Raw genomic sequence first — 22,870 nt, forward strand, 5'->3', positions numbered from 1 at the left:
AATCAGTTGAGGCCGCTTTGTTTCTGGCGCCATTTGTCCAGCATCACCGCCAGCACGATCACCGCGCCCTTGGCCACGTACTGCCAGAACGAGGAGACGCCGAGGATGGTCAGGCCGTTGTTCATCACGCCGATGATCAGGGCACCGATCACGGTGCCCCAGATCGAGCCGACCCCGCCCATCAGGCTGGTGCCGCCCAGCACCACGGCGGCGATCGCGTCGAGCTCGTAGCCGGTGCCCCAGTTGCCGTTGGCGCCGTACAGGCGGCTGGCCGACATGGCGCCGGCCAGCCCCGCAAACAGACCGCTGATCGAATACACGAACAGCAGCACCCGGTTCACCTTGATGCCGGTGAGCCGCGCCGCCTGCGGGTTGCCGCCCACGGCGTAGATGTGCAGGCCGAGCACGGTGCGCTTGAGGATGAACCACGAGCCCACCACCACGGCGGCGGCGAGCCAGACCAGCCAGGGGATGGCGAACAGGTTGCCGTTGCCGATCCACTCGAAGCTCGGGATGTCGCTGTTGAGCACCGTGGTGCCGTCGGCGAACAGGTAGGCCGCGCCGCGCAGCGCGGTCATGGTGCCCAGCGTCACCACGAAGGGATTGATGCCGAGCATGGCCACCATCGAGCCGTTGAGCACGCCCATCGCCAGGCCGGCCACGATGAAGGCGGGCAGGGCGAGCAGGGGGGCGTGGCCGGGCAGCGAGGTCAGCATGCCGAGCACCGCCGCCACCGCCAGCATCGAGCCCACCGAGAGGTCGATGCCGGCGGTGAGGATGACGAAGGTCATGCCGGAGGCCAGCACCAGGTTGATCGAGGTCTGGCGCAGGATGTTGAGGCTGTTGTCCAGCGTCACGAAATTGGTGCTGCCGTCCTCGCTGAAGTGCAGCGTGAGCAGATAGAAGGCGGCGTACAGCACGACCAGTACCGGCAGCATGCCGACCTTGCTGTAGAGCCGGCCCAGGCTGAAGCCGGCCGGTTTCGGCGCGGCGAGCAGGCCGGCCGGGGAATTCGGGCTCGAAGTAGTCATCGCTTGTCTCCTTGGTTTGTCTTGTGCGTCAGGCCGCCTCGTGGGTGGCGAGCGTCATGATGGCTTCCTGGGTCACGGCCTCGCCCGCCAGTTCGCCGGCGAGACTGCCTTCGCGCATCACCAGCACGCGGTGGCACAGCCCGATCACTTCGGGCAGCTCGCTGGAGATGCAGATCACCGCCACCCCCTGCGCCGCCAGCTCGTGGACGATGCGGTAAATCTCCACTTTGGCGCCGATGTCGACACCGCGCGTGGGCTCGTCGAGGATCAGTACCTTGGGCTTGATCGCCAGCCAGCGCGCCAGGAGCAGCTTCTGCTGGTTGCCGCCGGACAGGCCGCCGACGATGCCCTCGGTGCCGGACACCTTGACCGCGAGCCGGTCGATGGCCTGCTGCGTCAGCTTCTTCAGCGCCGGGTGGTCGAGCACGCCGGCGCGCGCATGGCGGCCCAGCACGTTCATGGTGGTGTTGGCGGTGGCCGAGAGCTGCAGGAACAGGCCCTGGCCCTTGCGGTCTTCCGGCAGGTAGCCGATGCCGAGGCGGATGGCGTCGAGCGGCTCGCGGATGTCGACTTCCTGACCGTCGAGCAGGATGCGCCCGCCGCTTCTGGCGTCGGCGCCGAAGATCAGGCGCGCCAGTTCGGTACGGCCGGCGCCGACCAGCCCGGCCAGCCCCAGCACCTCGCCGGCGTGTACCTTGAACGAGGCCGGGCGCACCCGGTGGCTCCCCAGGTTCTGCACCTCGAGCCGTACCGGCCCGGCGCCGGCCTCGCTCTTGTGCTGGTAGAAGTCGTCGAGCGGACGCCCGACCATCATCTGCACCAGCTTCTGCGGCGAGCTCTCGGCGCGCGTCATGCTGCCGACGTAGCTGCCGTCGCGCAGCACCGCGATGCGGTCGGCCAGGCGGTTGACCTCTTCCATGCGGTGGCTGATGTAGATCAGCGCGATGCCGTCGTCGCGCAGCTGGCGGATCACCTCGAACAGCCGCTCGCTTTCGCGGTCGGACAGCGCGGCGGTCGGTTCGTCCAGGATCAGCACGCGGCTGTCGTGGATCAGGGCGCGGGCGATCTCCACCTGCTGCTGGTCGGCGATGCCCAGGCGGTGCGCCGGCGTGGTGGCCGAGAAGCGCGCGCCGAGACGGGCCAGCACCTCGTCGGCGCGGCGGTTCATGGCGTCGTGATCGACGCGGCCGAAACGGGCGCGCGGCTCGGCGCCCAGGAAGATGTTCTCGGCCACGGTGAGGTTGGGGGCGACCGCCAGTTCCTGGTAGATCAGGTTGATGCCGGCTGCGCGCGCGTCGGCCGGCGAGGCGATGCGCACCGGCTTGCCGTCCAGCCGGATCTCGCCCTCGTCCGGCTGGTAGACGCCGGACAGGATCTTCATCAGCGTGCTCTTGCCGGCGCCGTTCTCGCCCATCAGCGCCAGTACCTCGTGGCGGTAGGCGGTGAGCCGGACCTGGTCCAGCGCCTTGTTGGCGCCGAAGCGCTTGCCGATGCCCATCATTTCCAATGCGATCGAGCTCATGACGACTCCTGTTCATCCCGCGGGATGACGGCGGAGGGGAAGGCACCCCTCCGCGTTGCTCGGGGCCGGTTCACGCCACGGCGGTCGAGACGCCGCGGCGCGCGCCGGGGCTCAGTGCTGGGTCCAGCCGGTGTAGCTGGCGACGTTGGCCTTGGTCACGGCCGGGGTCGGCAGCAGGGTCACCGGCTTGGCCGGCGGCTTGCCGTTGAGGATGTCGTAGCCGATCTGCACCGCCATGGTGGCCATGGTGTACGGGTTCTGCGCGGCCGAGACGGCGAACAGGCTCTTCTTGTCCTTGAGCGCCTTTTCGGCGTCCGGGGCGCCGTCCACCGCGGCGATCAGCTTCACGTCGCTGCGCCCGGCCTGCTTCACCGCCAGCTCGGCGCCGATGCCGGTGGGGTCGTTGATGGCGAACACGGCGTCGATCTTCTTGTGCGCGGTCAGCAGGTTGGCCATGGTTTCCATGCCGCCGTCGCGGCTGCCGCGGGCGTCCTGGTTGTCCGACAGCAGCTTGATGCCGGGGAAGCGGCCCAGCACCTGCTTGCAGCCGGCCACGCGCGCGCTGACGGCGGTCACCGGCGGGCCGTTGACGATCACCACGTTGCCCTTGCCGCCCAGTTGCTGTGCCATGAACTTGCACGATTCCGCGCCGGCCATGGCGTTGTCGGACATCACCGTGGCGTCGGCGCCGAGCGCGCCGACGTCCACCGCCACCACGGCGATACCGGCGGCGCGGGCCTTCTTCAGCACCGGCTCGATACCCTTGGGATCGGAGGCGTTGACCAGGATCACGTCCACCTTGTTGGCGATGAAGTTCTCGATCTGGCCGACCTGGGTGTTGAGGTCGTACTTGCTGGAGACGGTAGTGACCTTGACGCCCGGGCCGCCGATCTTTTTGGCGGCATCCTCGGCGCCCTTGCCGATGGCGACGAAGAACGGGTTGGCAAGATCGCCCACGGCGACGCCGACCGATTTCAGCGGACGGGCGGCGAAGGAGGGGGCGGCGAGGCCGGCCAGTACGGCGGCGGTCAGGACGGTGTAGCGAAGGTTCATGGTGTGTCTCCGTGTCGTGTGTTGTGTGTGGTGCTACAGCTGAACGTACTTTTGCTACAAGGTGATGGCATTGGCGCGCCGCGTGGTTGGCGCGTCAGCGGAACTTTTTGGGCGAAATCCTCCCCCTGGCGCCGCGGAGGGTGCCCTTTCGATGCGAATTGGGTGTAGTTAAACTACGTCTTGGGCCGAAAAAAAGGCCGCAGCCAGTCCCCGCCGCCCGCCGCCCGGCTTGGCCGGGTCGGGAGGGCGGGGCGGTCGGGTCGACCGGATCAGGCTTGCAGCGGTTTTTTCAGCAGGCGCAGCAGGACCGCGGTGGTGACGGTGCCGGCCACCAGCGCCACCAGATACATGCCCAGGTGGCTCACGGCGTTGGGGATCGGCAGCACGAAGATGCCGCCGTGCGGGACCTTCAGCTCGGCGCCGGAGGACATCGAGATCGCCCCGGTCAGGGCCGAGCCGGCGATCAGGGCCGGGATCACGCGCAGCGGATCGCGCGCCGCGAACGGGATGGCGCCTTCGGTGATGAAGGAGATGCCGAGCACGCCGGCGGCCTTGCCGGCTTCGTGTTCGTCGGCGGTGAAGCGGTCACGGAACAGCATGGTGGCCAGCGCGATGCCCAAGGGCGGGGTCATGCCGGCGGCCATCACCGCGGCCATCGGGGTGTACACCTGGCTCGCGATCAGGCCGGTGCTGAAGGCGTAGGCCGCCTTGTTGAGCGGGCCGCCCATGTCGAAGGCCATCATCGCGCCCAGCAGTGCGCCCAAGAGCAGCGCGCTGCTGCCCTGCATGCCCTTGAGCCATTCGGTGAGCACGGCGAGCGCGGACGCCACCGGGTTGCCCACCACGTAGATCATCAACAGGCCGACCAGCAGCGAACCCAGCACCGGCAGGATCAAGACGGGTTTCAGACCGTCGAGGTTGCGGCCGAGCTTGATGTGGCGGTTGAGCCAGTCGGTGCCGTAGCCGGCGATGAAGCCGGCGATGATGCCGCCGAGGAAGCCCGAGCCGAGGCTCGCGGCCAGCATGCCGCCCACCATGCCCGGGGTGATGCCGGGACGGTCGGCGATGGAGTAGGAGATGTAGCCCGCCAGCGCCGGCACCATCAGCGCGAACGCCGACTTGGCGCCGATCTGGAACAAGGCCCAGGCCAGCGTGCCCTTGTGGGCGTCGTCGAAGGCGTAGATGCCACCCAGCGCGAAGGCGATGGCGATCAGGATGCCGCCCGCCACCACGAACGGCAGCATGAACGACACCCCGGTCATCAGGTGCTTGTAGGCGCCGGTGCGCTGGGCCTTGGCGGCCTCGCCCGGCGCGGCCTGGGCGGCACTGCTGGCCACGTTGGCCGAAGGTTGCTCGGTCGCCTCGGCGAGGGCGCGTTTCACCAGCGCGGCGCCGTCGTGGATGGCGGACTTGGTGCTGGTCTGGAACAGGCGCTTGCCGGCGAAGCGGCTGGTGTCGACCTGGGTGTCGGCGGCGATGATGACGAGGTCGGCGCGACGAATCTCATCCGCGCTCAGGGTGTTCTGCGCCCCGACCGAACCCTGGGTCTCGACCTTGATGCGGTGGCCCAGTTGCGTGGCGCCCTGGGTCAGGCCCTCGGCCGCCATGAAGGTGTGGGCGATGCCGGTGGGGCAGGAGGTGATGGCGACGATCTCGAGCGCGGCGCTGGCGGCTTGCGCGGCGGCGGTGGGCTCGGCGCGTTGCGGCGCGGCGGAATCCTGCAGCGCGCTGGCGATGACGCCATCGGCGTCGGCCAGCACCGCTTCCAGCGTGGCGACGTGGCAGCCGCGCAGGGCGAAGCGCTCGGACTCGGCTTCGCCTTCGCCGACCAGCACGATGGCGTCGGCGCGTTGGATCAGTTCGTCGGACAGGCGCGCCTGCACCCCGTGCGTGCTGCGCGTTTCGACCTCGATGCGGTGGCCCAGGCGCTCGGCGCCGTGGCGCAGCGCCTCGCCGGCGAGCAGGGTGTGGGTGGTACGTTCGGGGCAGGATACCACTGCCAGTAGGTGTGCCATCTGTGTCTCCTCAAATCACGGTGATACGGGTTTGTCCCGCTTTTCGTTGTGCTGCTTTGTTTGATGCGTTGCGGTTCTCAGAACCTGTTCACGATCTTGCTGCGCGTCCCTGATCGGGGCTCATGTGCACTGCGTGCGAATCTATTGATTCGCTCAGCGATCGGAAATCCTCATGTACTACTTGTACATTCCGGTTTCTGCGCTGCTCTTCACCTCGCTGAGGGCCGCTCGCGACAGATCCTGAACAGGTTCTCAGGCGTCCAGCTGCGCCAGGTCCACACGTGCCGCCAGCGCTTCCACCTCGGCGGCGGCCGGCAGGTGCGGCCCGACCTGCGCCAGCTTGCCGGCGGCAAACGCCACCGCCAGCCGCGCGGCATCCGGGGCGCTGCGTCCGCCGTAGCGGGCGGCGATCAGGCCGGCCACCAGCGCGTCGCCGGCGCCCACGGTGCTGGTCAGCGCCACTTTCGGTGGACGGGCCAGCCAGAAGCCTTCGTTGCCGGCGAACAGCGCGCCGTCCTCGCCCAGCGACACCACCACTTCGGCGATGCCGCGCGCGCGCAGCCGCGCCACCTCTTCGCTCACCTCGTCCAGCGTCGCCAGCTCGCGGCCGACCAGCTGTTCCAGTTCGTGGCGGTTGGGCTTGATGCAGGCGGGCAGGGTGGCCACGCCGTCGGCCAGTGCCGCGGAGAGCGCCGCGCCGCTGCTGTCGAGCACCACGTGCGCGCCGTGCTGGCGCAGGCGGCCGATCAGCACGGCGTAGCAGTCGTCGGCGAGTCCGGCCGGCAGGCTGCCCGCCAGCACGAAGCAGCGCCCCGGCTCGGCCAGGTCGTCGAGTTGCTGCAGCAGCGCGTCGAAGGTGGCGCGGGCGACCGGCTGGGCCGGCAGGTTGACGTCGGTGGTGCTGTGGTCCGAGCCGTCCACCAGCTTGATGTTGACGCGGGTGGCACCGCCGTGGCGCACGAAGCGGTCGTTGATGCCCTTGTCGGCGAACAGCTGTTCGAACGCCGTGGCGTTGTCGCGCCCGAGGATGCCGGTGGCGATCACCGGGATCTCCCAGTCGGCCAGGCAGCTGGCGACGTTCACCCCCTTGCCGCCGGCGTTGATCTGCGACGAGCGCGCCACGTTGACCGCGCCCGGCTGGAGCTGGTCCAGCATCACAGTCTGGTCGATCGCCGGGTTGAGCGTGACGGTGACGATGGGGCGGGTCATGCCGCGTCTCCTTCCAGCGCGCGCACGTCGGCGGCGCTGTCGCAGTCGAGGGCCTGGCGCGCCAGCTCCAGCAGCGTGCTGTGGGTGGCGGCGCGCAGCCGCGCCTTGACCGCCGGGATGTCGCGCGGGCTCATCGACAGCTCGTGCACGCCGAGCCCGGTGAGGATGGCGGCGCCGAGCGGGTCGCCGGCCAGGCCGCCGCACACGCCGACCCACACCTGGTGGCGGCGCGCGCCGTCCACGGTCTGCTGGATCAGGCGCAATACCGCCGGGTGCAGGCTGTCGGCCTCGCGCGCCAGTTCCGGGTGCTGGCGGTCGATCGCCAGCGCGTACTGGGTCAGGTCGTTGGTGCCGATGGAGAAGAAATCGACGTGTTCGGCCAACCTGTCGGCCATGGTCGCCACCGCCGGCACTTCCACCATGATGCCCAGCGGCACCTGCGGCGCGTTCAGCTCCTGGCGGATGCGCTCACAGTGGGTGCGCAGCGTGCGCACCTCGTCCAGCGACGTGATCATCGGGAACATGATCGACATCGGGCCGTGCGCCGCGGCGCGGTACAGCGCGCGCAGTTGCGGTTCCAACAGGTCCGGGCGGCGCAGTTGCAGACGAGCGCCGCGCACGCCGAGGAAGGGGTTCTCCTCGTGCGGCAGGTTGAGGTAGGGCACCTGCTTGTCGCCGCCGATGTCGAGCGCGCGGATGATCAGGGTGCGGCCCTGCAGCGCCTCGATCATGGCGCGGTAGGTGGCGTACTGCTCTTCTTCGTCCGGCGCGGTGTCGCGTTCCAGGAACAGGAATTCGGTGCGCATCAGCCCGACGCCCTCGGCGCCGGCGGTGAGCGCCTCGGCCACTTTTTCCGGGCGGTTGACGTTGGCGGCGATCTCGACGCGGTGGCCGTCGCGGGTCTGCGCCGGCAGCGCGCGGTCGGCGGCCTGGCGCGCGTCGCGCTCCTGCTGTTCGGCCAGCCAGCGCCGCGCGGAGGCCAGGTCGTCGGCGGACGGGTCGAGGTAGAGCCGGCCGCCGTGGCCGTCCAGGATCACGGTGGTGCCGTCCGGCACGTCGAGCAGCGCGGCGCCGCCGGCCACCAGCGCCGGCAGGCCCAGGGTGCGCGCCAGGATCGCGGTGTGCGAGGTCGGACCGCCCTGCGCGGTGCACAGGCCGAGGGTGCGCGTGACGTCCAGCGTGGCGGTGTCGGACGGCGCCAGGTCGGCGGCGATCAGGATGGTCTCGCCGTTGCCGTTGACGCCGTTGCTGCCGGTGTCGGCGCTGGGGTCGAGCTTGGCCAGCACGCGGCGGCCGACGTCGCGCAGGTCGGCGGCACGTGCCGCCAACAGCGGGCTGCCCAGCGCTGCCAGACGGCCGGCCTGCTGCTCCACCGCCTGATGCCAGGCCCAGGCCACGCCGTGCTGCTGCACCATGAAGCGGCAGGTCAGCGTGATCAGCTCGCTGTCGTTGAGCAGTTCGGCCTGGGCGCGGAAGATGCCGGCCTCGGCGGTGCCGAGACGGCGCGCGGTGTCGACCGCCAGCTCTTCCAGTTCGTCGCGGGTGGCGACGAGCGCGGCTTCCAGCTCGACGCCGCCGTCGATCAGTTGGCCCGGACGATCGCGCACTTCGACGGCGTGCGCACGCAATTGACGCGTGGTGCCGATGGCGAGCCCCGGGCTCGCGCTGATGCCGCCGATCGAGGGCAGCGCGCCGGCCGGCGCCCAGCCCTGACGACTGGCGTTTTTCTGTTTCAGCGCGGCGGCGGCGGCGTCGGCCTGCTCCTGCGCGGTGATGCGCGTCATCACGTCGCGCAGCGTGGCCAGCGCCTGCTCGGCTTCCGGGCCGGAGGCCGACACGTGCAGTTCGTGGCCGTGCTGCAGGCCGAGCTGCAACAGCCCGATCAGGTTCTTGCAGTCGGCGCTTTCCTGATGGTTGCGCACCAGCACGTCGGCGTCGAAGCGGCGCGCGGTTTCCACCCACAGCGTGGCGGGACGGGCGTGCAGGCCGTTGGGGTATTCCATGGTCCAGCTGAAGTGGTGCTCGTGGTCGGCAACCGTAGCCACGGCCGCTTCGGCCACCACGGCATCCTCGCCGAGCGCCGCCAGCAGCGGGGCCGGGTCGTTGGTGCCGAACAGCCGCTGCAGCTGCGCCTCGTCCTGCAGCAGGCGGGTGAGGCGGCGCAGCAGGGTGATGTGTTCGTCCGATTGGGCGGCGATGGCCACCACCAGGTGTACGCGCTGTCCCGGGTTCCATTCCAGGCCGCCCGGAATTTGCAGCACCGCCACGCCGGTATGGCGGATCAGGTAGCGGTCTTCGATCATGCCGTGCGGAATGGCGACGCCATGGCCGAGGAAGGTGTTGGCGACGGTTTCACGGCGCAGCAGGCTGTCGATGTAGGCCGGGTCGATATAGCCGGCCGACGCCAGCAAATGCCCGGCCTCGGCGATGGCGCCATTCTTGTCGGCGGGGCTCGCTCCGAGCCGGACCAGCTCGGCCGGAATCAGCGGTAGTGGCATGGTGTCTCCTCACTCTTTGCCTGAAACCTGTCCAGGGGGACTGCGGCACGGGCTTGCCCGGGTGCGCCGACAGCGGCAGGTTCATCATTGATGTGTAGCAATTGAAATCGATTACATTTTTGCTGTCAATCGTCTTGTGTCAACAAACGATGGCGAAATCCTTGGCTGTGGCCATTTTTGAGACAACCATGGCAAGACAAGGGGCTTGCGTAGTGACGCGATTTCAGCGACGATCACGCGCAATACAGGAAATCGATATCAGGACACCATGAGCGCCAAAATCAAGGATGTCGCCGCCGCCGCCGGGGTCTCCGTCGCCACCGTCTCGCGGGCATTGGGCAGCGGGCCGGTCAGCGCGGCCCTGCGCCAGCGCGTCGAAGAGGCCGCCAAGCAGCTGGGCTACCGGCCCAACCTGTCGGCGCGCCGGCTGCGGTCGCAACACACCCAGACCGTCGGCCTGATCGTGTCGGATATCCGCAACCCCTTCTTCACCGCCGTCAGCCGTGCGGTGGAAGACGCCGCCTACCAGGCCGGCATGCGGGTGATCCTGTGCAACACCGACGAGAACCCGGACAAGGAAGCGATGTACCTGCGGCTGATGGAGGAGGAGCGCGTCAGCGGCGTGATCTTCTCGCCGACGCGCGACACCGCGCGCCGCCTGCGTCCCGACGCCTACGGCTTCCCGGTGGTGATGATCGACCGCTCCGGGCCGGCCGGGCAGGCCGACGCCGTGGTGCTGGACAACCGGCTGGCGGCGGCGCAGTTGGTCGAGCACCTGCTGGCGCAGGGCTATCGCCACATCGGCGGCCTGTTCGGCAATACCAGCAGCACCGGGTCCGAGCGTCACGCCGGCTTCGAGGCGGCGCTGGCCGCGCACGGCCTGGCCGGGGAGGGGCGCTTCATCGCACCCACCGCCGAGGCGGCCGAGACCGTGGTGACGCAATGGTTGGCCGAAGAGCAGCGTCCCGACGCGCTGATCGCCAGCAACGGCCTGCTGCTGCTGGGGGCGCTGCGCGCGCTGCAGCGTGCCGGGCTGTCCTCCCCCCACGACCTGGCGCTGGCGGGCTTCGACAATGAAGTGTGGACCGGCCTGGTCGGCAACGGCCTGACCGTGATCGAACAGCCGGTGTACGAAATCGGCCGCACCGCGATGGAAATGCTGCTGAGCCGGCTCGACGACCCCGGGCTCAGCATCCGCAGCGTGGTGCTGGCCGGCCGACTGCTGGTGCGCGGTTCCACCAGCCCGCACCCTTCCGCCCAGGGCGTCTTCGGCCAACCTTGAACCCCCGCTGGAACCGGCTTCCCGCGGGGGCGTCTGTTCGGGACCCGAAAGGTCGCCGTCCCCTCACTTCGGCTTGACGTGCGCCGTCGCCGCGCTCTCGTCACCGAAGAACACGCCACGTGTCGAGAAGGTGTAGTTCGCCTCCGCCTGCATCAGCCCCACCAGCACCAAGAGGCACAGGGGGGGAATCAGGATGGCGTAGACCAGCGCCAGCCGCTCCCAGCGCAGGTGCATGAAGACGCTGACGATCAGCCCCGCCTTCAGCAGCATGAACGCCACGATCAGGAACCAGCGCAAGAAGCCCTGGAGATGGAAGTAGTCGACCAGGTAGGACAGGGTGCTGAGCACGAACAGCAGGCCCCATACCTTCAGATACAGGCCGATCGGGTGCTGCTGGCCGGATGCGTGTTCCATGGCGTCACCTCACCACAGGTAGAAGAAGGCGAAGATGAAGACCCACACCAGGTCGACGAAGTGCCAGTACAGCCCGGCGATTTCCACGATCTGGTAGTTGCCGCTCTTCTCGTAACGCCCGCCCAACACCTTGAGCGCGACGATGGCGAGATAGATCACCCCAGCGCTGACGTGCAGGCCATGGAAGCCGGTGATCATGAAGAAGGTCGAGCCGAACTGCGGCGCGCCCAGCGGATTGCTCCACGGCCGCACGCCTTCCTCGACGATCAGGTGGGTCCATTCAAAGGCCTGCAAGCCGACGAAGCAGGCGCCCAGCAGCGCGGTGGCCAGCATCAGCGCCGCGCACTTCGCGCGGTCGCGGCGGTAGGCGAAGTTGACCGCCATCGCCATGGTGCCGCTGCTGCTGATCAGGATGAAGGTCATGATGGCGATCAGGATCAGCGGCACCGCCGTGCCGCCGATGGTGAGCGCGAACACCTCGCTGGGATTGGGCCAGGGCACGGTGGTGGACATCCGCACCGTCATGTAGCCGGTCAGGAAGCAGCCGAAGATGAAGGTGTCGCTGAGCAGGAACACCCACATCATCGCCTTGCCCCAAGGCACCTTGAAGGCCTCGCGGTCGCCCGACCAGTCGACCACGACCCCCTGCCAGCCGGCAGCGGGCGTGAGCGGGGATTCGGGAGGGGATGAGTTGCGCTGTGCCATGATGGCCTACCTCGCAAAAAGAACATGCTCGGCCCGACCCGGATGGCGGGTTGGGTCACGTCCCCTTGTTGTCCTGCCGGCACGCCAGCCGCGTAGCCGAGCACGGCGGGCTTCAAGCGCTGCTGCAGATGGCCAGGATGGTGGCGGGCGGCACGATGAACAGCAGACCGAACAGCACCAGCCACAACGCCAGCAGAAAGTGCCAGTAGCGGGCGCACAGCTCGACGGCAAGCAGCCCGTCCGCCGTCACGCCGTTGTGCCCCACCCGTCTTATCGTCATGCCCCAGGCGACCAGCCCGCCGGCCAGGTGCACGCCGTGCAGTCCGCTCAGCAGGTAGAAGAAGCTGCTGGCCGGGCCGCTGGCGATGGCATAGTCGAGCGCGGTCAGTTGCCGCCACAGCCACAGCTGGCCGGCGAGAAACGCCAACGCCAGCGCGCCGCCAAGGAACAGTCCCGCCCGCATGCCCGCGCGCCGGCCGTGCCGTCCGGCCACCTGGGCCCACTGCAGGGCCGCGCTGCTCAAGAGCAGCAGCGCAGTGTTCAGCCACACCGTCGGCAGCGTCGGCAGCCGCTGCCAATCCGCGTAGCCCATGCGCACGATGTAGGCGTGCAGAAACTGGGCGAACAGCACCGTCACCACGCCCATGAACACCCACAGCGCGGGCTTGCCCGCGCTCGGCATGCCGTCCCGTGCCCCGCCCGCGTCGTGGCGGGCGCTCTGCGCTACGCTCATGTCTTTTTCCTCCCGGCCGCCTTCTGGTCATGGTCGTCGCCACCGCCCGCTACCGCGCTGTTCTGCGGCACGAAGTCCTGCGCCATGCCCGGCACGCTGTAGTCGTAGGCCCAGCGATGCACCTCCGGCTGCTCCGCGCCCCAGTTGCCATGTCCCGGTGGCGTGTCGGGGGTCTGCCATTCCAGCGTGGTGGCGCGCCACGGGTTGCTCCCCGCCGGTCGCCCGCGGAACGTGCTGTGGACCAGGTTGTAGAGAAACACCAGTTGGGTGACGCCCACGATCAGCGCCGCCACCGTGATGAAGGCATTGAGCTGCTGGGCCGAGGCCGGAATGAAGGCGTAGTTGTCGTAGGCGTAATAGCGGCGCGGCATGCCCAGGATGCCCAGGTAGTGCATCGGGAAGTAGATGGCGTAGGTGCCGAGGAAGGTCACCCAAAAGTGGAGTTTGCCCAGGGTGTCGTTCATCAGCCGCCCGGTCACCTTGGGAAACCAGTGGTAGATGCCGCCGAAGATCACCAGGATCGGCGACACCCCCATCACCATGTGAAAGTGGGCGACCACGAAATAAGTGTTCGAGAGCGGGATGTCGACGCTGACGTTGCCGAGGAACAGCCCGGTCAGGCCGCCGATCAGGAAGGTGCTGATGAATCCGATGGCAAACAGCATCGGCACCGAGAGGTGGATACTGCTGTTCCACAGCGTCAGCACCCAGTTGTAGACCTTGATCGCGGTCGGCACCGCGATGATCAGCGTGGTGGTGGCGAAGAAGAAGCCAAAGTAGGGGTTCATGCCGCTGACGAACATGTGGTGCGCCCACACCACGAAGCTCAGCGCCCCGATCGCCACGATCGCCCACACCATCATGTGGTAGCCGAAGATCTTCTTGCGGGAATGGGTGCTGATCAGGTCCGAGACGATGCCGAAGGCGGGCAGGGCCACGATATACACCTCGGGGTGGCCGAAGAACCAGAACAGGTGCTGGAACAGGATGGGACTGCCGCCCTTGTAACTCAGCGCCTGCCCCATCGAAACGATGGCCGGCATGAAGAAGCTGGTGCCGAGCGTCTTGTCGAACAGCAGCATCACGCCGCTGACGAACAGCGACGGAAACGCCAGCAAGGCCATGATGGTGGCGACGAAAATGCCCCACACCGTCAGCGGCATGCGCATCAGCGTCATGCCCCGGGTGCGCGCCTGCAGCACCGTGATCACGTAGTTCAGCCCGCCCATGGTGGCGGCCACGATGAAGATCAACAGCGAGACCAGCATCAGTATGATGCCCCAGTCCGAACCCGGCGTGCCGGGCAGGATCGACTGTGGCGGGTACAGCGTCCAGCCCGCGCCGGTGGGGCCTCCGGGCACGAAAAAGCTCGCCATCAGCACCAGCACCGCCAGCAGGTAGACCCAGTAGCTCAGCATGTTGAGCAGGGGAAACACCATGTCGCGCGCGCCCACCATCAGCGGAATCAGGTAATTGCCGAAGCCGCCGAGAAATAGCGCGGTGAGCAGGTAGACCACCATGATCATGCCGTGCAGGGTGACGTACTGGTAATAGTGGTTGGCGTCGATGAAGGCGAAGCGGCCCGGAAAGCCCAGTTGCAGCCGCATCAGGTTGGACAGCACCAGGGCCACCAGGCCGACGGCGATCGCGGTGAGCGTGTACTGCACCGCGATCACCTTGTGATCCTGGCTCCACACATAGCGGGTCCAGAAACTGTGCGGTTCGTGATGCTGTTCGGCTGAGGAATACGCCATCACACTCTCCTGGTGTCAGTCTTCGGTCCGGGCCCGCTCAGAACCTGTTCCTGATCTTGCTGCGCCCCCCTGATCGGGGCTCATGTGCTGCTCGAAATCCTCATGTACTCCAGTACATTCCGGTTCCTGCGCTGCTCTTCACCCCGCTGAGGGCTGCTCGCGACAGATCGTGAACAGGTTCTCAGGGCGTCCCGGCTTGCGCCACGGTCTTGTCCGACAGGGTTCTCATGTAGGCGATCAGTGCGGCGAGCTCGGGGTCGCTCAGGCTGAACGGGGGCATGATCGCCGGGTAACCGTGCACGATCTTGGCGTTCGGTGTGCGGATGGACTCGGCGAGGTAAGCCGGATCGACCAGCACGGTACTGCCATCGGCCAAGGTCTCGGTCTTGCCGTACAGGCCTTTCCAGCTCGGGCCGACGCGGGCGCTGCCGTCGTCGCTGTGGCAGGCCACGCAACCCCGGCTCTGTGCCAGCAGCTTGCCCTGGGCGGCCAGATCGGTGCCGGCCGGCGCGTTCGGCGCAGCCGTCTTGACCTCTGCGTGGCTAAAGGTCGACTGCCGGCCAAGCCAGGCCTGAAAAGCCGCGGGTTCTTCCACCACCACGTAACCGCGCATATTGAAATGGCCCACGCCGCAAAGCTGCGCGCAGAGAATCTCGAAGCGGCCGGTGCGGGTCGGGGTAAACCAGAAATGGGTCACCATGCCGGGGACCAGGTTCATGCGCGCGCGGAAGGGCGGCACGTAGAAGTCGTGCAAGACATCCTGAGAGCGCAGCAGGACCTTGATCGGCTTGCCGACGGGCAGGTGAACCTCCGAGTTGAGGATCAGGACGTCATCCTGGCCGTGAGGGTCGTTGGGGGCCAGGCCGAGCGGATTCTCCGCGCTCACAAAGCGGCTATCCGTGACCCCCAGCCGGCCATCCCGGCCGGGGAAGCGAAAACGCCACTGCCACTGCTGGCCCACCGCCTCGAACACCAGTGAGTCTGCGGGGGGATCGATATAGGCGGCGTAGACGAACAGGCCCGGGGCCAGCATGGCGACGATGCCTACCGCGGTCAGGCCGGTCAGCCAGCCTTCCAGCTTCTTGTTTTCCGGATCGTGGGCGGCGCGGTGGCCGTCGCGCTGGCGGAAGCGGATCAGGCAATAGGCGACGAACAGATTGATGGCGATGAAGAACGCCCCGGTGATGGCGAGGGTGATCATCAGCGTGGTGTCGATCTGTCCCCAGTTGGAGGCCAGCGGCGTGAGCCACCACGGACTCAGGAAGTGGAACAGGACGGCGGCGGCGACCAGCGCCATCAAGACGATTGCGAGTGCCATAGGGTATCGGTCCTGCGTAGTTCTCCTCGCGGAACACCCCGGTCCGGCATGAGGGACAACAGTCACGGGCCGCAGGCTCCAGCGGCGCAGGGCGGGTGAGTGGCCGGCCGGCTTCAGCGCGCCAGACAAGCGTGTCGGATCGACGACATGTTCCGGCCTGACGCGGCAGTCGATGCAACAGACCCCGGCTCCTGGCCGTTGCCCCGTGTGCTGCAGGGCTTGGCCAAGCGTGCCCGGATCCGCCATTCCAGTGGTTTCAACTTAGCACATTGTGGACAAAGGGCACGGTGGCGATCGGTGCGCCGAGCGTGGCGCAGTGGGACGGCCAGGGCGGTGCGGGATTGAGAGTGGGCGGGTTTGGGTCTATAAAATGACTTCAAGGTATTGATTTTCAATCGCAATCCGGGAGGTGGCGCCATGCGCAAACGGATTTATTACCTTATTCCCGACTTGGCCGATGCCCAGCGCCTGATGAACGACTTGCTGCTGGCGCGCATCGAGGAAAAACACATCCATTTTCTCGCCAAGGAAGGCGTCGATCTGTCCAGTCTCCACCGTGCCAACCTGTTCCAGGAATCGGACATCGTCCACAGCGCGGAGATGGGCTTGATCATCGGTGGGGCCACCGGCTTGATTTCGGGACTGGTGGCCGCCTTGTTCATCCTGGCCGACACCGGCCTGCCGTGGGGCGGCGTGGTGCTGGTGACCTTCCTGATCGGCGCCGTGTTCGGGCCTTGGGCGGCGAGCATGATCGGCTGTTCGGTGCCCAACAGCCGGCTCAAGCCGTTCCGCGAGGCTATCGACCGTGGCCAGATTCTGCTGATGGTGGATGTGCGGGCCGCCGAGGTCGAGGATATCGAGAACTTGCTGCGGAAAATTCATCCGGAAGCCCATCTGGAAGGTGTCGAACCGACGATTCCGGCCTTCCCCTGAGCCGCGTTTTGCCGCCGCCGGCGTCAGGCGGCCGGCGGGAGGCGTGTCGTCAAAACCAACGGCGGGAGCGCGAGGCCCCGCCGTTGTCACGTTGGTCTGGAAGGCCGCCTGGGCGAGCGTGCCCGCGGCCGGCGCCTTGCCACATGTCGCTCACCGTGGCCGCCACGTTGCGTGTTTCGCCGTAGTAGCAGACGCAGCGTCTGGGCCGGGGGAGGGCGTGATGCCTGCGAAGCGATGGACCCGTAGCGGTGCTGCTGTGGTGGTCAACGTTGGCCGAAGCCCGGGTCACGGCACGGCATCGATCCGCGCCAGCGCGTGGCCGATCGACCCCGCGTCATCCGGCCTGACCAGCCGTGCCACTTCCTGGCCGTCGCGCAGAAAGACCAGCGTCGGCCACAACTTCACCCCGAACGAGCGCCCCAGCCGCCGCCCCCTGCCATCCTCGATCTTGATGTGGCACACGACCGGATGGGCGGAGAGCGCGGCGGCGATCAGCGCTTGCGCGGCCTGGCAGTGGCCGCACCACGGCGCGCCGAATTCGACCAGGATAGGGCCGGTCATCGCGTCGATCTCGGCGCGTGACGGTTCGCTGTCGGCATAACGGGTGTTCATGGGTAGTTCTTTCCTCGCGACAGGGTAAGAGCCTGTTCACGATCTGGCTGCGCACCCCTGATCGGGGCTCATGTGCACTGCGTGCCAATCTATCGCTGAGCCAATCGAAGATTGGCACTCAGAGATTGGCTCAGCGATCGGAAATCCTCATGTACTCCAGTACATTCCGGTTTCTGCGCTGCTCTTCACCCCGCTGAGGGCCGCTCGCGACAGATCGTGAACAGGTTCTAAGGGATGGCTAGGGAGTGCCAAGTTCCGGGCGTATGGCGATGCCGTGCGCCTCCACTTCCACCAGCAGGTCGCTGCGGCAAACGTCGGCCTGCACATACACGGCCCGGATATCGCGGCCGATCAGTTGCTCCAGCGTGGCGCGCACCTTGGGGTAGTCGGCCGCGTGGCGGATGTAAACCCGGTAGTCCAGCCCGGCCAGGGCGTAGCCGGCGGCCGGCGCCAGTTGCCTGGCTTGCTCGACCAGCACGGCGATATTGGCCACCGTTTCCCGGGTCTGGGCCACCACATCGTCGATGTGCACGGTGCCATGTCCGACGATGCTGGCGGTGCCGGAAATGAACAGAATGTCGTGCCGGCCGCTGTCGGCGATGGCGGCACGGGTAAAGGTGGGGCTGCGTGGTCCGTATTGCCGCGGATACTCGAAAGCGCTGATCTGGCGCGGGTTCTCGATGCCGCGCGCCGCCCGGCGCGCCGCCAGGAAGGCAATGCTCAGCGGGCCCTCGGCCACGCCCAGCGCGCAGGCGGCGGGGCTGCTGTCCACCGGCCGCGCGAAGTCGGCAAACGCCTGGTGACGACCGATGTTGAACTGCCGGTAGCGTTCCAGTCCGTGTTCCACCTCATTGATGCGCGGCACGTAGTTCCACACCCGCCACAGGTGCGGGAAGCCTTCGGCCTCCAGCAGCGAGAACAGCTGGCGGTAGGCTTTTTCTGCGGCCAACTGCAAGGCGGTGCCGATATCGCTGCCATGGCCTTCTTCCAGTTCGATCACGCCGTAGAGCAGGTCCCCGTTGCTACTGAAGTGGATGTCCTGGAAGCGACCGCGACGGCAGGGTGTCGCACTGTGCCAGTACTCGTGCAGTTGTTGCCAGCCTCCCAGCAGAGGCATGTGTACCCGCTGTACCGGCCAGGGCAAGGCCGGCGCCGGATGATGCAGGCTGCTCATGCCCAGGATGCCGGCGTTTGCGGGTAGCGGGTGCCCGCCGTTGGCGGAAGGGTCACACTGGAAAAACTGCAAGCTGGTGTCTGGACTCATGATGCGATGTTTCGTCTGCAACGGCGAAATGGTAAACGGGAGTAGGGCGGGCCGTGGCTCAACGCGGCTGCGGCAGGCTGCCGCCGCAGGCGTGGGCCTTCAGGCCGGTCAGCCAGGCCGTGCCCAGCCCCAGCAACGTGCCGGCCAGCACGTCGAGCGCCACATGCTGCTTGACCGCCATGGTGGAATAGGCAATGGCCACGCACCAGACGATGTTGAGCCATTCGAGGCCGCGGCCCAGCCGCAGCAGCCGGATGCGCCAGTGCAGCCAGAGGGCGGAAAAGACGGCGGTGGCCACGTGCAGCGAAGGAAAAGCATTGCCCGCCGTGTCGACATTTTTCAGGAAGGCCACGCCGGGATACTGCTTCCAGTCGATATCGGCCGGTGCGATGGCATTGGGCCAGAAATAGAATATCGCCAGCCCCGCTAGGCAGGGCAGGGCAACCCGAAAACCGTACTCGACAATTTCACGCCGGCTCAGCATCAATACCGCCGGCAGGGAAACATAGGCCCACAGCGACAGGTAAACCGGCAATGCCCATGGCTGGAAGCCGAGCCACTGGTCCAGCGGCGTGGCGGGAATGATGGTGACCGCGGAGGCCGGGTGACGCAACAAGTACACATACCCGACAAAAAACACCGAGGTGAAGCCCATGGTGCCGAACATCTTGAACCAGAAGTGGGCCAGAATGGTGGCCATGATCCCGGCCTGGCCGGGGGGCTTGCTGATCACTCCCTTGTTCAAAACGGCTCCTCGAAAAATGGTGTCCGGGCGGTGGCGGTGGTATGCCGATGGGAATATTTGTTATACTCCGCGATTGGATTTTCCGCGCGCGCGCGCAGACTTTAGCTGGTGCCGGAAAGGCATGTCGAAAGGTTATACCCATGACATGTTTCAATCGGCAGGGCGATGATACCGAAACTGCGCGACGTTGGCGATTGTCAGCATTTCCTTTAAACAAGACCCTATTTATTTCAAATTATGGAAAAAGCTACTGCACCGGATCTGGCTCTGGAACGTGAAATCGCCGGGCATATCGTTACCGCGCTGAACTTTGATATCGCACCCGAAGACATCGTTCCTGAGGCGCCGCTGTACGGTGACGCGCTGGGGATCGACTCTATCGACATCCTGGAAATCGCACTGGTGATGTCCAAGCAGTACGGTGTGCAGATGAAAGCTGACAGCGAAGACAACTCCACCATTTTTGCCTCCCTGCGCGCGCTGGCGTCCTATATCCGCGAGCACCGCAGCAAATGACCGGGCTATGGCGCACCGTGCGCCTGGTGTTGCTGGCCCTGGTGGCCGGGGCCTACCTGGTATTTGATTACCTGGCCTCGTCCTCCAGCCAGCCGCCGCTGTACGCCGTGCTGATCGGTGCCGCCCCGCTGACTCTCGGAGTGATTGTCGCCTGCTGGAACTCCGCCTTCCGCCTGCCGGCCATGCTGCTGTGCACGGGCGTGCTACTGGCCGTTGCCCTGAATCTCGATCGCCTGCTGTCGCACGCCGCCTGGCTCTACTTCTTTCAGCACGCCGGCATCATGACCAGCCTCGGCATCATGTTTGGCAGCACCCTGGGCAGCCACGAGGGCGCCCTGTGCTCGCGCATTGCCCGCTTTGCCAGCGCCGATCCGCTGGATGCGCGCTACCTGCACTACACCTGGAAAGTCACCCTGGCCTGGACGCTGTACTTTGCGGCCAGTGCCGGCATTTCGCTGCTGCTGTTCGCGTTTGCCGAGCTCGCCACCTGGGCGCTGTTCGCCTCGCTGTTCACCCCGCTGTCGCTGGGGCTGATGTTCGGTGGCGAATACCTGGTCCGTCTGCGCGCGCTGCCGGGCCAGCCACACTTCAGCATCGCCCAGACCATCCAGTCCTATCGCAAATACACGCAATGCCGGGACGCCGCTGACTAGTCCCGAACTGCCGACCTTGATCCTTTCCGTTCCATGAGCCTGATTCCGCTGCTTCCCGATGCCGACCGCCATGCCGCTTTTACCTTTCGCCAGGGCAAGGCGATTGACCGGGAGACTTTCCTCGCCCACGTGATGGCGCTGGCTGCCGCGCTGCCCGAAGGGCAGCGGGTGACCAACCTGTGCACCGACCGCTACTGGTTTGCCGTCGCGCTGTTCGCCGCCATCGCCCGCGGCATGCTCACCGTGCTGCCCAATTCGGCCGCGCCCGAGCATATCGCCATGGTGGCGGCCGAGCAGCCGGGCCTCCTGGTGCTGGGCGACCAGGCCGCCTGCCCGGTGGAGGGCCTGCCGTATTTCCGGGTGGATGTCCTGCCGCCGCCGGTGCCGCCGGCCGCGACCGAGATGCCGCTGATTCCCTTCGACCAGCGTGTCGCCTGCATGTACACCTCCGGCTCCACCGGCACGCCGATGCCGCACTACAAGACCTTCGGCCGCTTGCGGCTGGCCGTCCTGGCCGGGGCCGAGCGGGTATGGGCAGGGGCCGGCGCACCGTGCTCGGTGGTGGGTACGGTGCCCATCCGTCATATGTACGGGCTGGAGTCCAGCGTGCTGCTGCCCATTCTCGGCGGCGGGCGCATGTCGCCGCACATCCCCTTCTTCCCGGCCGACATCGCGGCCAGCCTGGCAGAAATGCCGGCCCCGCGCCTTTTGGTGATCACCCCGTTCCACCTGCGCAAGCTCTTGGAGGCGGACATCGCCCTGCCGGACATCGCCGTCATCCTGTCGGCCACCGCGCCGCTATCGGTGGAATTGGCCGCACAGACCCGGCAACAGCTGGGTTGCCCGGTGCTGGAAATCTACGGCTCCACCGAAACCGGCCAGGTCGCCACCCGCGAGACCGAGCGGGAAAGCCACTGGCAGACCCTGCAGGGCATCACGCTGGAACAGCGTGACGACGAGTTCTGGGCGGTGGGCGAGGTGTATGAAACGCCGCAGATGCTCAACGACACCCTCGAGCTGTTCAGCCCGCAGCGCTTCCGCCTGGTGGATCGCAAGGCCAACATGATCAACGTCGCCGGCAAGCGCAGTTCACTGTCCTTCCTCAATGCCACGCTCACCGGCCTGCCCGGCGTGGTGGACGGCGTATTCTGCATACCCGAGCGCAGCGGCAACGGCGAAGTGGAGCGCCTGGCCGCCTTCGTGGTCGCACCGGGGCTGGACCGTGCGCGGATTCTGGCCGGCCTGCGCCAGCACATCGATTCGGTCTTCCTGCCGCGCCACGTGGTGTTCGTCGCCACCCTGCCGCGCGACGGCAACGGCAAGATACTGGCCCGCACCCTGCAGGACCTGATCGTGCAACACCTTCCTAAGCGGGACTAAGCATGCAGCACGCCACACTCCCTATCCCCAGCGATCATCCGGCCTACGCCGGGCATTTCCCCGGCCGTCCGGTGCTGCCGGGCGTGGTGCTGCTCGATCACGCCATGCTGGCCATCGAGGACGCCTGCCAACTGCAACTGGGCGGGCTGCTGCTGGCCAAGTTCCACAACCCAGTCAGCCCGGGGCAGTCGCTGCGGCTGGAATTCCGTCAGGACGCGGCGGCGGTGGCGTTCGCCATCTTCCATGAACAGCGCAAGGTGGCAGACGGCAAGTTCGCCATCGCCGTGGAGCAGGCCGGGTGAGCGAGCCGACCGCCTCGGGACCGCAGCCGGCCGCGCCGGCCTGGATGCAGCAGCGCGAACGCGGCAACCGCTTCTGGCTGCGCATCATGTCCACGCTGTCCAGCCTGCTGGGGCGGCGTTGCTCGCGGCTGGTGCTGTACGGCATCGCCGCCTATTTCCTGCTGTTCGGCGGCAAGGCGCGCGCAGCGTCCCGCGCCTATCTGACGCGCAGCCTGGGGCGGTCGCCGCGCTGGCACGAGTTGTACCGGCATGTGCTGAGCTTCGCCAGCACCATCCACGACCGGGTCTATCTGCTGCGCGACCGTTTCGACGATTTCCACATCGATCTGTCCGGCACTGAGACGCTGCACCGCTACTACGACAGCGGCCAGGGGCTGTTGCTGTTCGGCGCTCATCTGGGCAGCTTCGAGGTATTGCGGGCGATGGCGCGCAGCCATCCGGAGCTGCAGATGAGCATGGCGATGTATCCGGAGAATGCCCGCCAGATCAACCAGGCCCTGCAGGCCATCAACCCGCAGGCGCAGCAGGACATCATCGCGCTGGGGACGCTGGACGCCATGCTGACCGTGCACCGCAGGCTGGAGGAGGGCGCGCTGGTCGGCATCCTGGCCGACCGCGCCTCCGGGCCGGACCAGTATCTGAGCCGCCCGCTGCTGGGCGCGCCGGCGCGCTTTCCCAGCGGCCCTTTCCGCATGGCGGTCATGCTCAAGCACCCGGTGTACTTCATGGCCGGCATCTATCTGGGCGGCAACCGCTACCGCGTGCATTTCGAGTTGCTGGAGGATTTTTCCGGCACGGGACGCCAGGGCAGGGAACAAGCGATGGCCGCGCTGCTCGATAAATACGTGGCGGCGCTGGAACGTCATTGCCGTGCCTACCCATTCAACTGGTTCAATTTTTACGATTTTTGGGATGAAAGCTAAACCGATCA

At 67.0% G+C, this 22,870-nt stretch carries 21 protein-coding genes; 7 read left to right on the forward strand and 14 right to left on the reverse strand.

The annotated features are described in order from the left end of the window. Positions 1 to 2: 2 nt before the first annotated feature. The 6 genes from B9N72_RS10935 to ptsP form a co-directional block, all read right to left on the reverse strand. Positions 3 to 1,031: an ABC transporter permease subunit gene (locus B9N72_RS10935; RefSeq protein ID WP_085276430.1), complete on the reverse strand. Its 1,029-nt coding sequence runs from the start codon at positions 1,029 to 1,031 to the stop codon at positions 3 to 5. A gap of 28 nt (positions 1,032 to 1,059) precedes the next feature. Further along, positions 1,060 to 2,553, reverse strand: coding sequence for a sugar ABC transporter ATP-binding protein (locus tag B9N72_RS10940; RefSeq protein ID WP_085276431.1), 1,494 nt, complete (start codon positions 2,551 to 2,553; stop codon positions 1,060 to 1,062). Positions 2,554 to 2,664: 111 nt separating this feature from the next. Beyond that, complete coding sequence (locus B9N72_RS10945) at positions 2,665 to 3,606, reverse strand: ABC transporter substrate-binding protein (protein ID WP_085276432.1); 942 nt, start codon at positions 3,604 to 3,606, stop codon at positions 2,665 to 2,667. Between the two features lie 269 nt (positions 3,607 to 3,875). Further along, on the reverse strand, positions 3,876 to 5,621 hold the full coding sequence (locus B9N72_RS10950; protein ID WP_085276433.1) for a PTS fructose-like transporter subunit IIB: 1,746 nt from the start codon (positions 5,619 to 5,621) through the stop codon (positions 3,876 to 3,878). A gap of 252 nt (positions 5,622 to 5,873) precedes the next feature. Next, positions 5,874 to 6,830 carry a 1-phosphofructokinase gene (gene pfkB / locus B9N72_RS10955; RefSeq protein WP_085276434.1) on the reverse strand — a complete coding sequence of 319 codons (957 nt, stop codon included), beginning with the start codon at positions 6,828 to 6,830 and terminating at the stop codon, positions 5,874 to 5,876. Continuing rightward, positions 6,827 to 9,328 (reverse strand): phosphoenolpyruvate--protein phosphotransferase, encoded by a 2,502-nt coding sequence (gene ptsP / locus B9N72_RS10960; RefSeq protein ID WP_085276435.1) that lies wholly within the window; start codon positions 9,326 to 9,328, stop codon positions 6,827 to 6,829. Before ptsP ends, pfkB begins: the two co-directional genes overlap by 4 nt. A 268-nt stretch (positions 9,329 to 9,596) precedes the next feature. Here ptsP and B9N72_RS10965 point away from each other — a divergent pair, with 268 nt between their 5' ends. After that, a complete protein-coding gene (locus B9N72_RS10965; RefSeq protein ID WP_085276436.1) occupies positions 9,597 to 10,610 on the forward strand; it encodes a LacI family DNA-binding transcriptional regulator in 1,014 nt (337 codons plus the stop codon). A 63-nt stretch (positions 10,611 to 10,673) separates the two neighbouring features. Here B9N72_RS10965 and B9N72_RS10970 read toward each other — a convergent pair whose 3' ends face one another. From B9N72_RS10970 to B9N72_RS10990, 5 genes are all read right to left on the reverse strand, one after another. Beyond that, positions 10,674 to 11,024, reverse strand: a complete 351-nt coding sequence (locus B9N72_RS10970) for a cytochrome C oxidase subunit IV family protein (RefSeq protein WP_085276437.1) — start codon at positions 11,022 to 11,024, stop codon at positions 10,674 to 10,676. A 9-nt stretch (positions 11,025 to 11,033) separates the two neighbouring features. After that, positions 11,034 to 11,729: a heme-copper oxidase subunit III family protein gene (locus tag B9N72_RS10975; protein ID WP_085276438.1), complete on the reverse strand. Its 696-nt coding sequence runs from the start codon at positions 11,727 to 11,729 to the stop codon at positions 11,034 to 11,036. A gap of 112 nt (positions 11,730 to 11,841) precedes the next feature. Continuing rightward, complete coding sequence (locus tag B9N72_RS10980; RefSeq protein ID WP_085276439.1) at positions 11,842 to 12,462, reverse strand: cytochrome c oxidase subunit 3; 621 nt, start codon at positions 12,460 to 12,462, stop codon at positions 11,842 to 11,844. Then, positions 12,459 to 14,216, reverse strand: a complete 1,758-nt coding sequence (ctaD, locus tag B9N72_RS10985; RefSeq protein WP_085276440.1) for a cytochrome c oxidase subunit I — start codon at positions 14,214 to 14,216, stop codon at positions 12,459 to 12,461. Before ctaD ends, B9N72_RS10980 begins: the two co-directional genes overlap by 4 nt. A gap of 181 nt (positions 14,217 to 14,397) precedes the next feature. Further along, positions 14,398 to 15,534: a cytochrome c oxidase subunit II gene (locus B9N72_RS10990; RefSeq protein WP_085276441.1), complete on the reverse strand. Its 1,137-nt coding sequence runs from the start codon at positions 15,532 to 15,534 to the stop codon at positions 14,398 to 14,400. A gap of 417 nt (positions 15,535 to 15,951) precedes the next feature. On the opposite strand from B9N72_RS10990, the gene B9N72_RS10995 reads away from it, so the two are divergent. Then, the gene (locus B9N72_RS10995) at positions 15,952 to 16,467 is read left to right on the forward strand and encodes a DUF1269 domain-containing protein (protein ID WP_085276442.1); all 516 of its coding nucleotides are present in this window, start codon (positions 15,952 to 15,954) and stop codon (positions 16,465 to 16,467) included. Between the two features lie 285 nt (positions 16,468 to 16,752). Here B9N72_RS10995 and B9N72_RS11000 read toward each other — a convergent pair whose 3' ends face one another. The 3 genes from B9N72_RS11000 to B9N72_RS11010 all read right to left on the reverse strand — a co-directional run bounded on the left by B9N72_RS11000 (position 16,753) and on the right by B9N72_RS11010 (position 19,088). Further along, a complete protein-coding gene (locus B9N72_RS11000) occupies positions 16,753 to 17,079 on the reverse strand; it encodes a thioredoxin family protein (RefSeq protein WP_085276443.1) in 327 nt (108 codons plus the stop codon). 238 nt (positions 17,080 to 17,317) lie between these two features. Then, the gene (locus B9N72_RS11005) at positions 17,318 to 18,343 is read right to left on the reverse strand and encodes a chorismate transformation FkbO/Hyg5 family protein (protein WP_234985951.1); all 1,026 of its coding nucleotides are present in this window, start codon (positions 18,341 to 18,343) and stop codon (positions 17,318 to 17,320) included. Positions 18,344 to 18,401: 58 nt separating this feature from the next. Then, positions 18,402 to 19,088, reverse strand: a complete 687-nt coding sequence (locus B9N72_RS11010) for a phosphatase PAP2 family protein (protein WP_085276444.1) — start codon at positions 19,086 to 19,088, stop codon at positions 18,402 to 18,404. Positions 19,089 to 19,325: 237 nt separating this feature from the next. On the opposite strand from B9N72_RS11010, the gene B9N72_RS11015 reads away from it, so the two are divergent. From B9N72_RS11015 to B9N72_RS11035, 5 genes are read left to right on the forward strand one after another with little or no spacing between them, the layout of a single operon-like run. After that, positions 19,326 to 19,604, forward strand: a complete 279-nt coding sequence (locus B9N72_RS11015) for a phosphopantetheine-binding protein (protein WP_085276445.1) — start codon at positions 19,326 to 19,328, stop codon at positions 19,602 to 19,604. Further along, positions 19,601 to 20,257: a COG4648 family protein gene (locus B9N72_RS11020; protein WP_085276446.1), complete on the forward strand. Its 657-nt coding sequence runs from the start codon at positions 19,601 to 19,603 to the stop codon at positions 20,255 to 20,257. The genes B9N72_RS11015 and B9N72_RS11020 overlap by 4 nt, the downstream gene beginning before the upstream one ends. 33 nt (positions 20,258 to 20,290) lie before the next feature. After that, a complete protein-coding gene (locus B9N72_RS11025; protein ID WP_085276447.1) occupies positions 20,291 to 21,637 on the forward strand; it encodes an AMP-binding protein in 1,347 nt (448 codons plus the stop codon). 2 nt (positions 21,638 to 21,639) lie between these two features. Continuing rightward, positions 21,640 to 21,939 (forward strand): ApeI family dehydratase, encoded by a 300-nt coding sequence (locus tag B9N72_RS11030; protein ID WP_085276448.1) that lies wholly within the window; start codon positions 21,640 to 21,642, stop codon positions 21,937 to 21,939. Further along, positions 21,936 to 22,862, forward strand: a complete 927-nt coding sequence (locus B9N72_RS11035) for an LpxL/LpxP family acyltransferase (protein WP_085276449.1) — start codon at positions 21,936 to 21,938, stop codon at positions 22,860 to 22,862. Before B9N72_RS11030 ends, B9N72_RS11035 begins: the two co-directional genes overlap by 4 nt. Positions 22,863 to 22,870: the final 8 nt, after the last annotated feature.

The organism is Pseudogulbenkiania subflava DSM 22618 (genome assembly GCF_900177275.1).
Taxonomy (GTDB): Bacteria; Pseudomonadota; Gammaproteobacteria; order Burkholderiales; family Chromobacteriaceae; genus Pseudogulbenkiania; species Pseudogulbenkiania subflava.

Bases quoted from the DNA above. Each gene is read 5' to 3' on its own strand.
- B9N72_RS11005 (WP_234985951.1), bottom strand. From the start codon at position 18,343: ATGAGTCCAGACACCAGCTTGCAGTTTTTCCAGTGTGACCCTTCCGCC.
- pfkB (WP_085276434.1), bottom strand. From the start codon at position 6,830: ATGACCCGCCCCATCGTCACCGTCACGCTCAACCCGGCGATCGACCAG.
- B9N72_RS10975 (WP_085276438.1), bottom strand. From the start codon at position 11,729: ATGGCACAGCGCAACTCATCCCCTCCCGAATCCCCGCTCACGCCCGCT.
- ctaD (WP_085276440.1), bottom strand. From the start codon at position 14,216: ATGGCGTATTCCTCAGCCGAACAGCATCACGAACCGCACAGTTTCTGG.
- B9N72_RS10945 (WP_085276432.1), bottom strand. From the start codon at position 3,606: ATGAACCTTCGCTACACCGTCCTGACCGCCGCCGTACTGGCCGGCCTC.
- B9N72_RS11030 (WP_085276448.1), top strand. From the start codon at position 21,640: ATGCAGCACGCCACACTCCCTATCCCCAGCGATCATCCGGCCTACGCC.
- B9N72_RS11025 (WP_085276447.1), top strand. From the start codon at position 20,291: ATGAGCCTGATTCCGCTGCTTCCCGATGCCGACCGCCATGCCGCTTTT.
- B9N72_RS10940 (WP_085276431.1), bottom strand. From the start codon at position 2,553: ATGAGCTCGATCGCATTGGAAATGATGGGCATCGGCAAGCGCTTCGGC.
- B9N72_RS10970 (WP_085276437.1), bottom strand. From the start codon at position 11,024: ATGGAACACGCATCCGGCCAGCAGCACCCGATCGGCCTGTATCTGAAG.
- ptsP (WP_085276435.1), bottom strand. From the start codon at position 9,328: ATGCCACTACCGCTGATTCCGGCCGAGCTGGTCCGGCTCGGAGCGAGC.
- B9N72_RS11015 (WP_085276445.1), top strand. From the start codon at position 19,326: ATGGAAAAAGCTACTGCACCGGATCTGGCTCTGGAACGTGAAATCGCC.
- B9N72_RS11020 (WP_085276446.1), top strand. From the start codon at position 19,601: ATGACCGGGCTATGGCGCACCGTGCGCCTGGTGTTGCTGGCCCTGGTG.
- B9N72_RS10965 (WP_085276436.1), top strand. From the start codon at position 9,597: ATGAGCGCCAAAATCAAGGATGTCGCCGCCGCCGCCGGGGTCTCCGTC.
- B9N72_RS11000 (WP_085276443.1), bottom strand. From the start codon at position 17,079: ATGAACACCCGTTATGCCGACAGCGAACCGTCACGCGCCGAGATCGAC.
- B9N72_RS10995 (WP_085276442.1), top strand. From the start codon at position 15,952: ATGCGCAAACGGATTTATTACCTTATTCCCGACTTGGCCGATGCCCAG.
- B9N72_RS10990 (WP_085276441.1), bottom strand. From the start codon at position 15,534: ATGGCACTCGCAATCGTCTTGATGGCGCTGGTCGCCGCCGCCGTCCTG.
- B9N72_RS10980 (WP_085276439.1), bottom strand. From the start codon at position 12,462: ATGAGCGTAGCGCAGAGCGCCCGCCACGACGCGGGCGGGGCACGGGAC.
- B9N72_RS10950 (WP_085276433.1), bottom strand. From the start codon at position 5,621: ATGGCACACCTACTGGCAGTGGTATCCTGCCCCGAACGTACCACCCAC.
- B9N72_RS10935 (WP_085276430.1), bottom strand. From the start codon at position 1,031: ATGACTACTTCGAGCCCGAATTCCCCGGCCGGCCTGCTCGCCGCGCCG.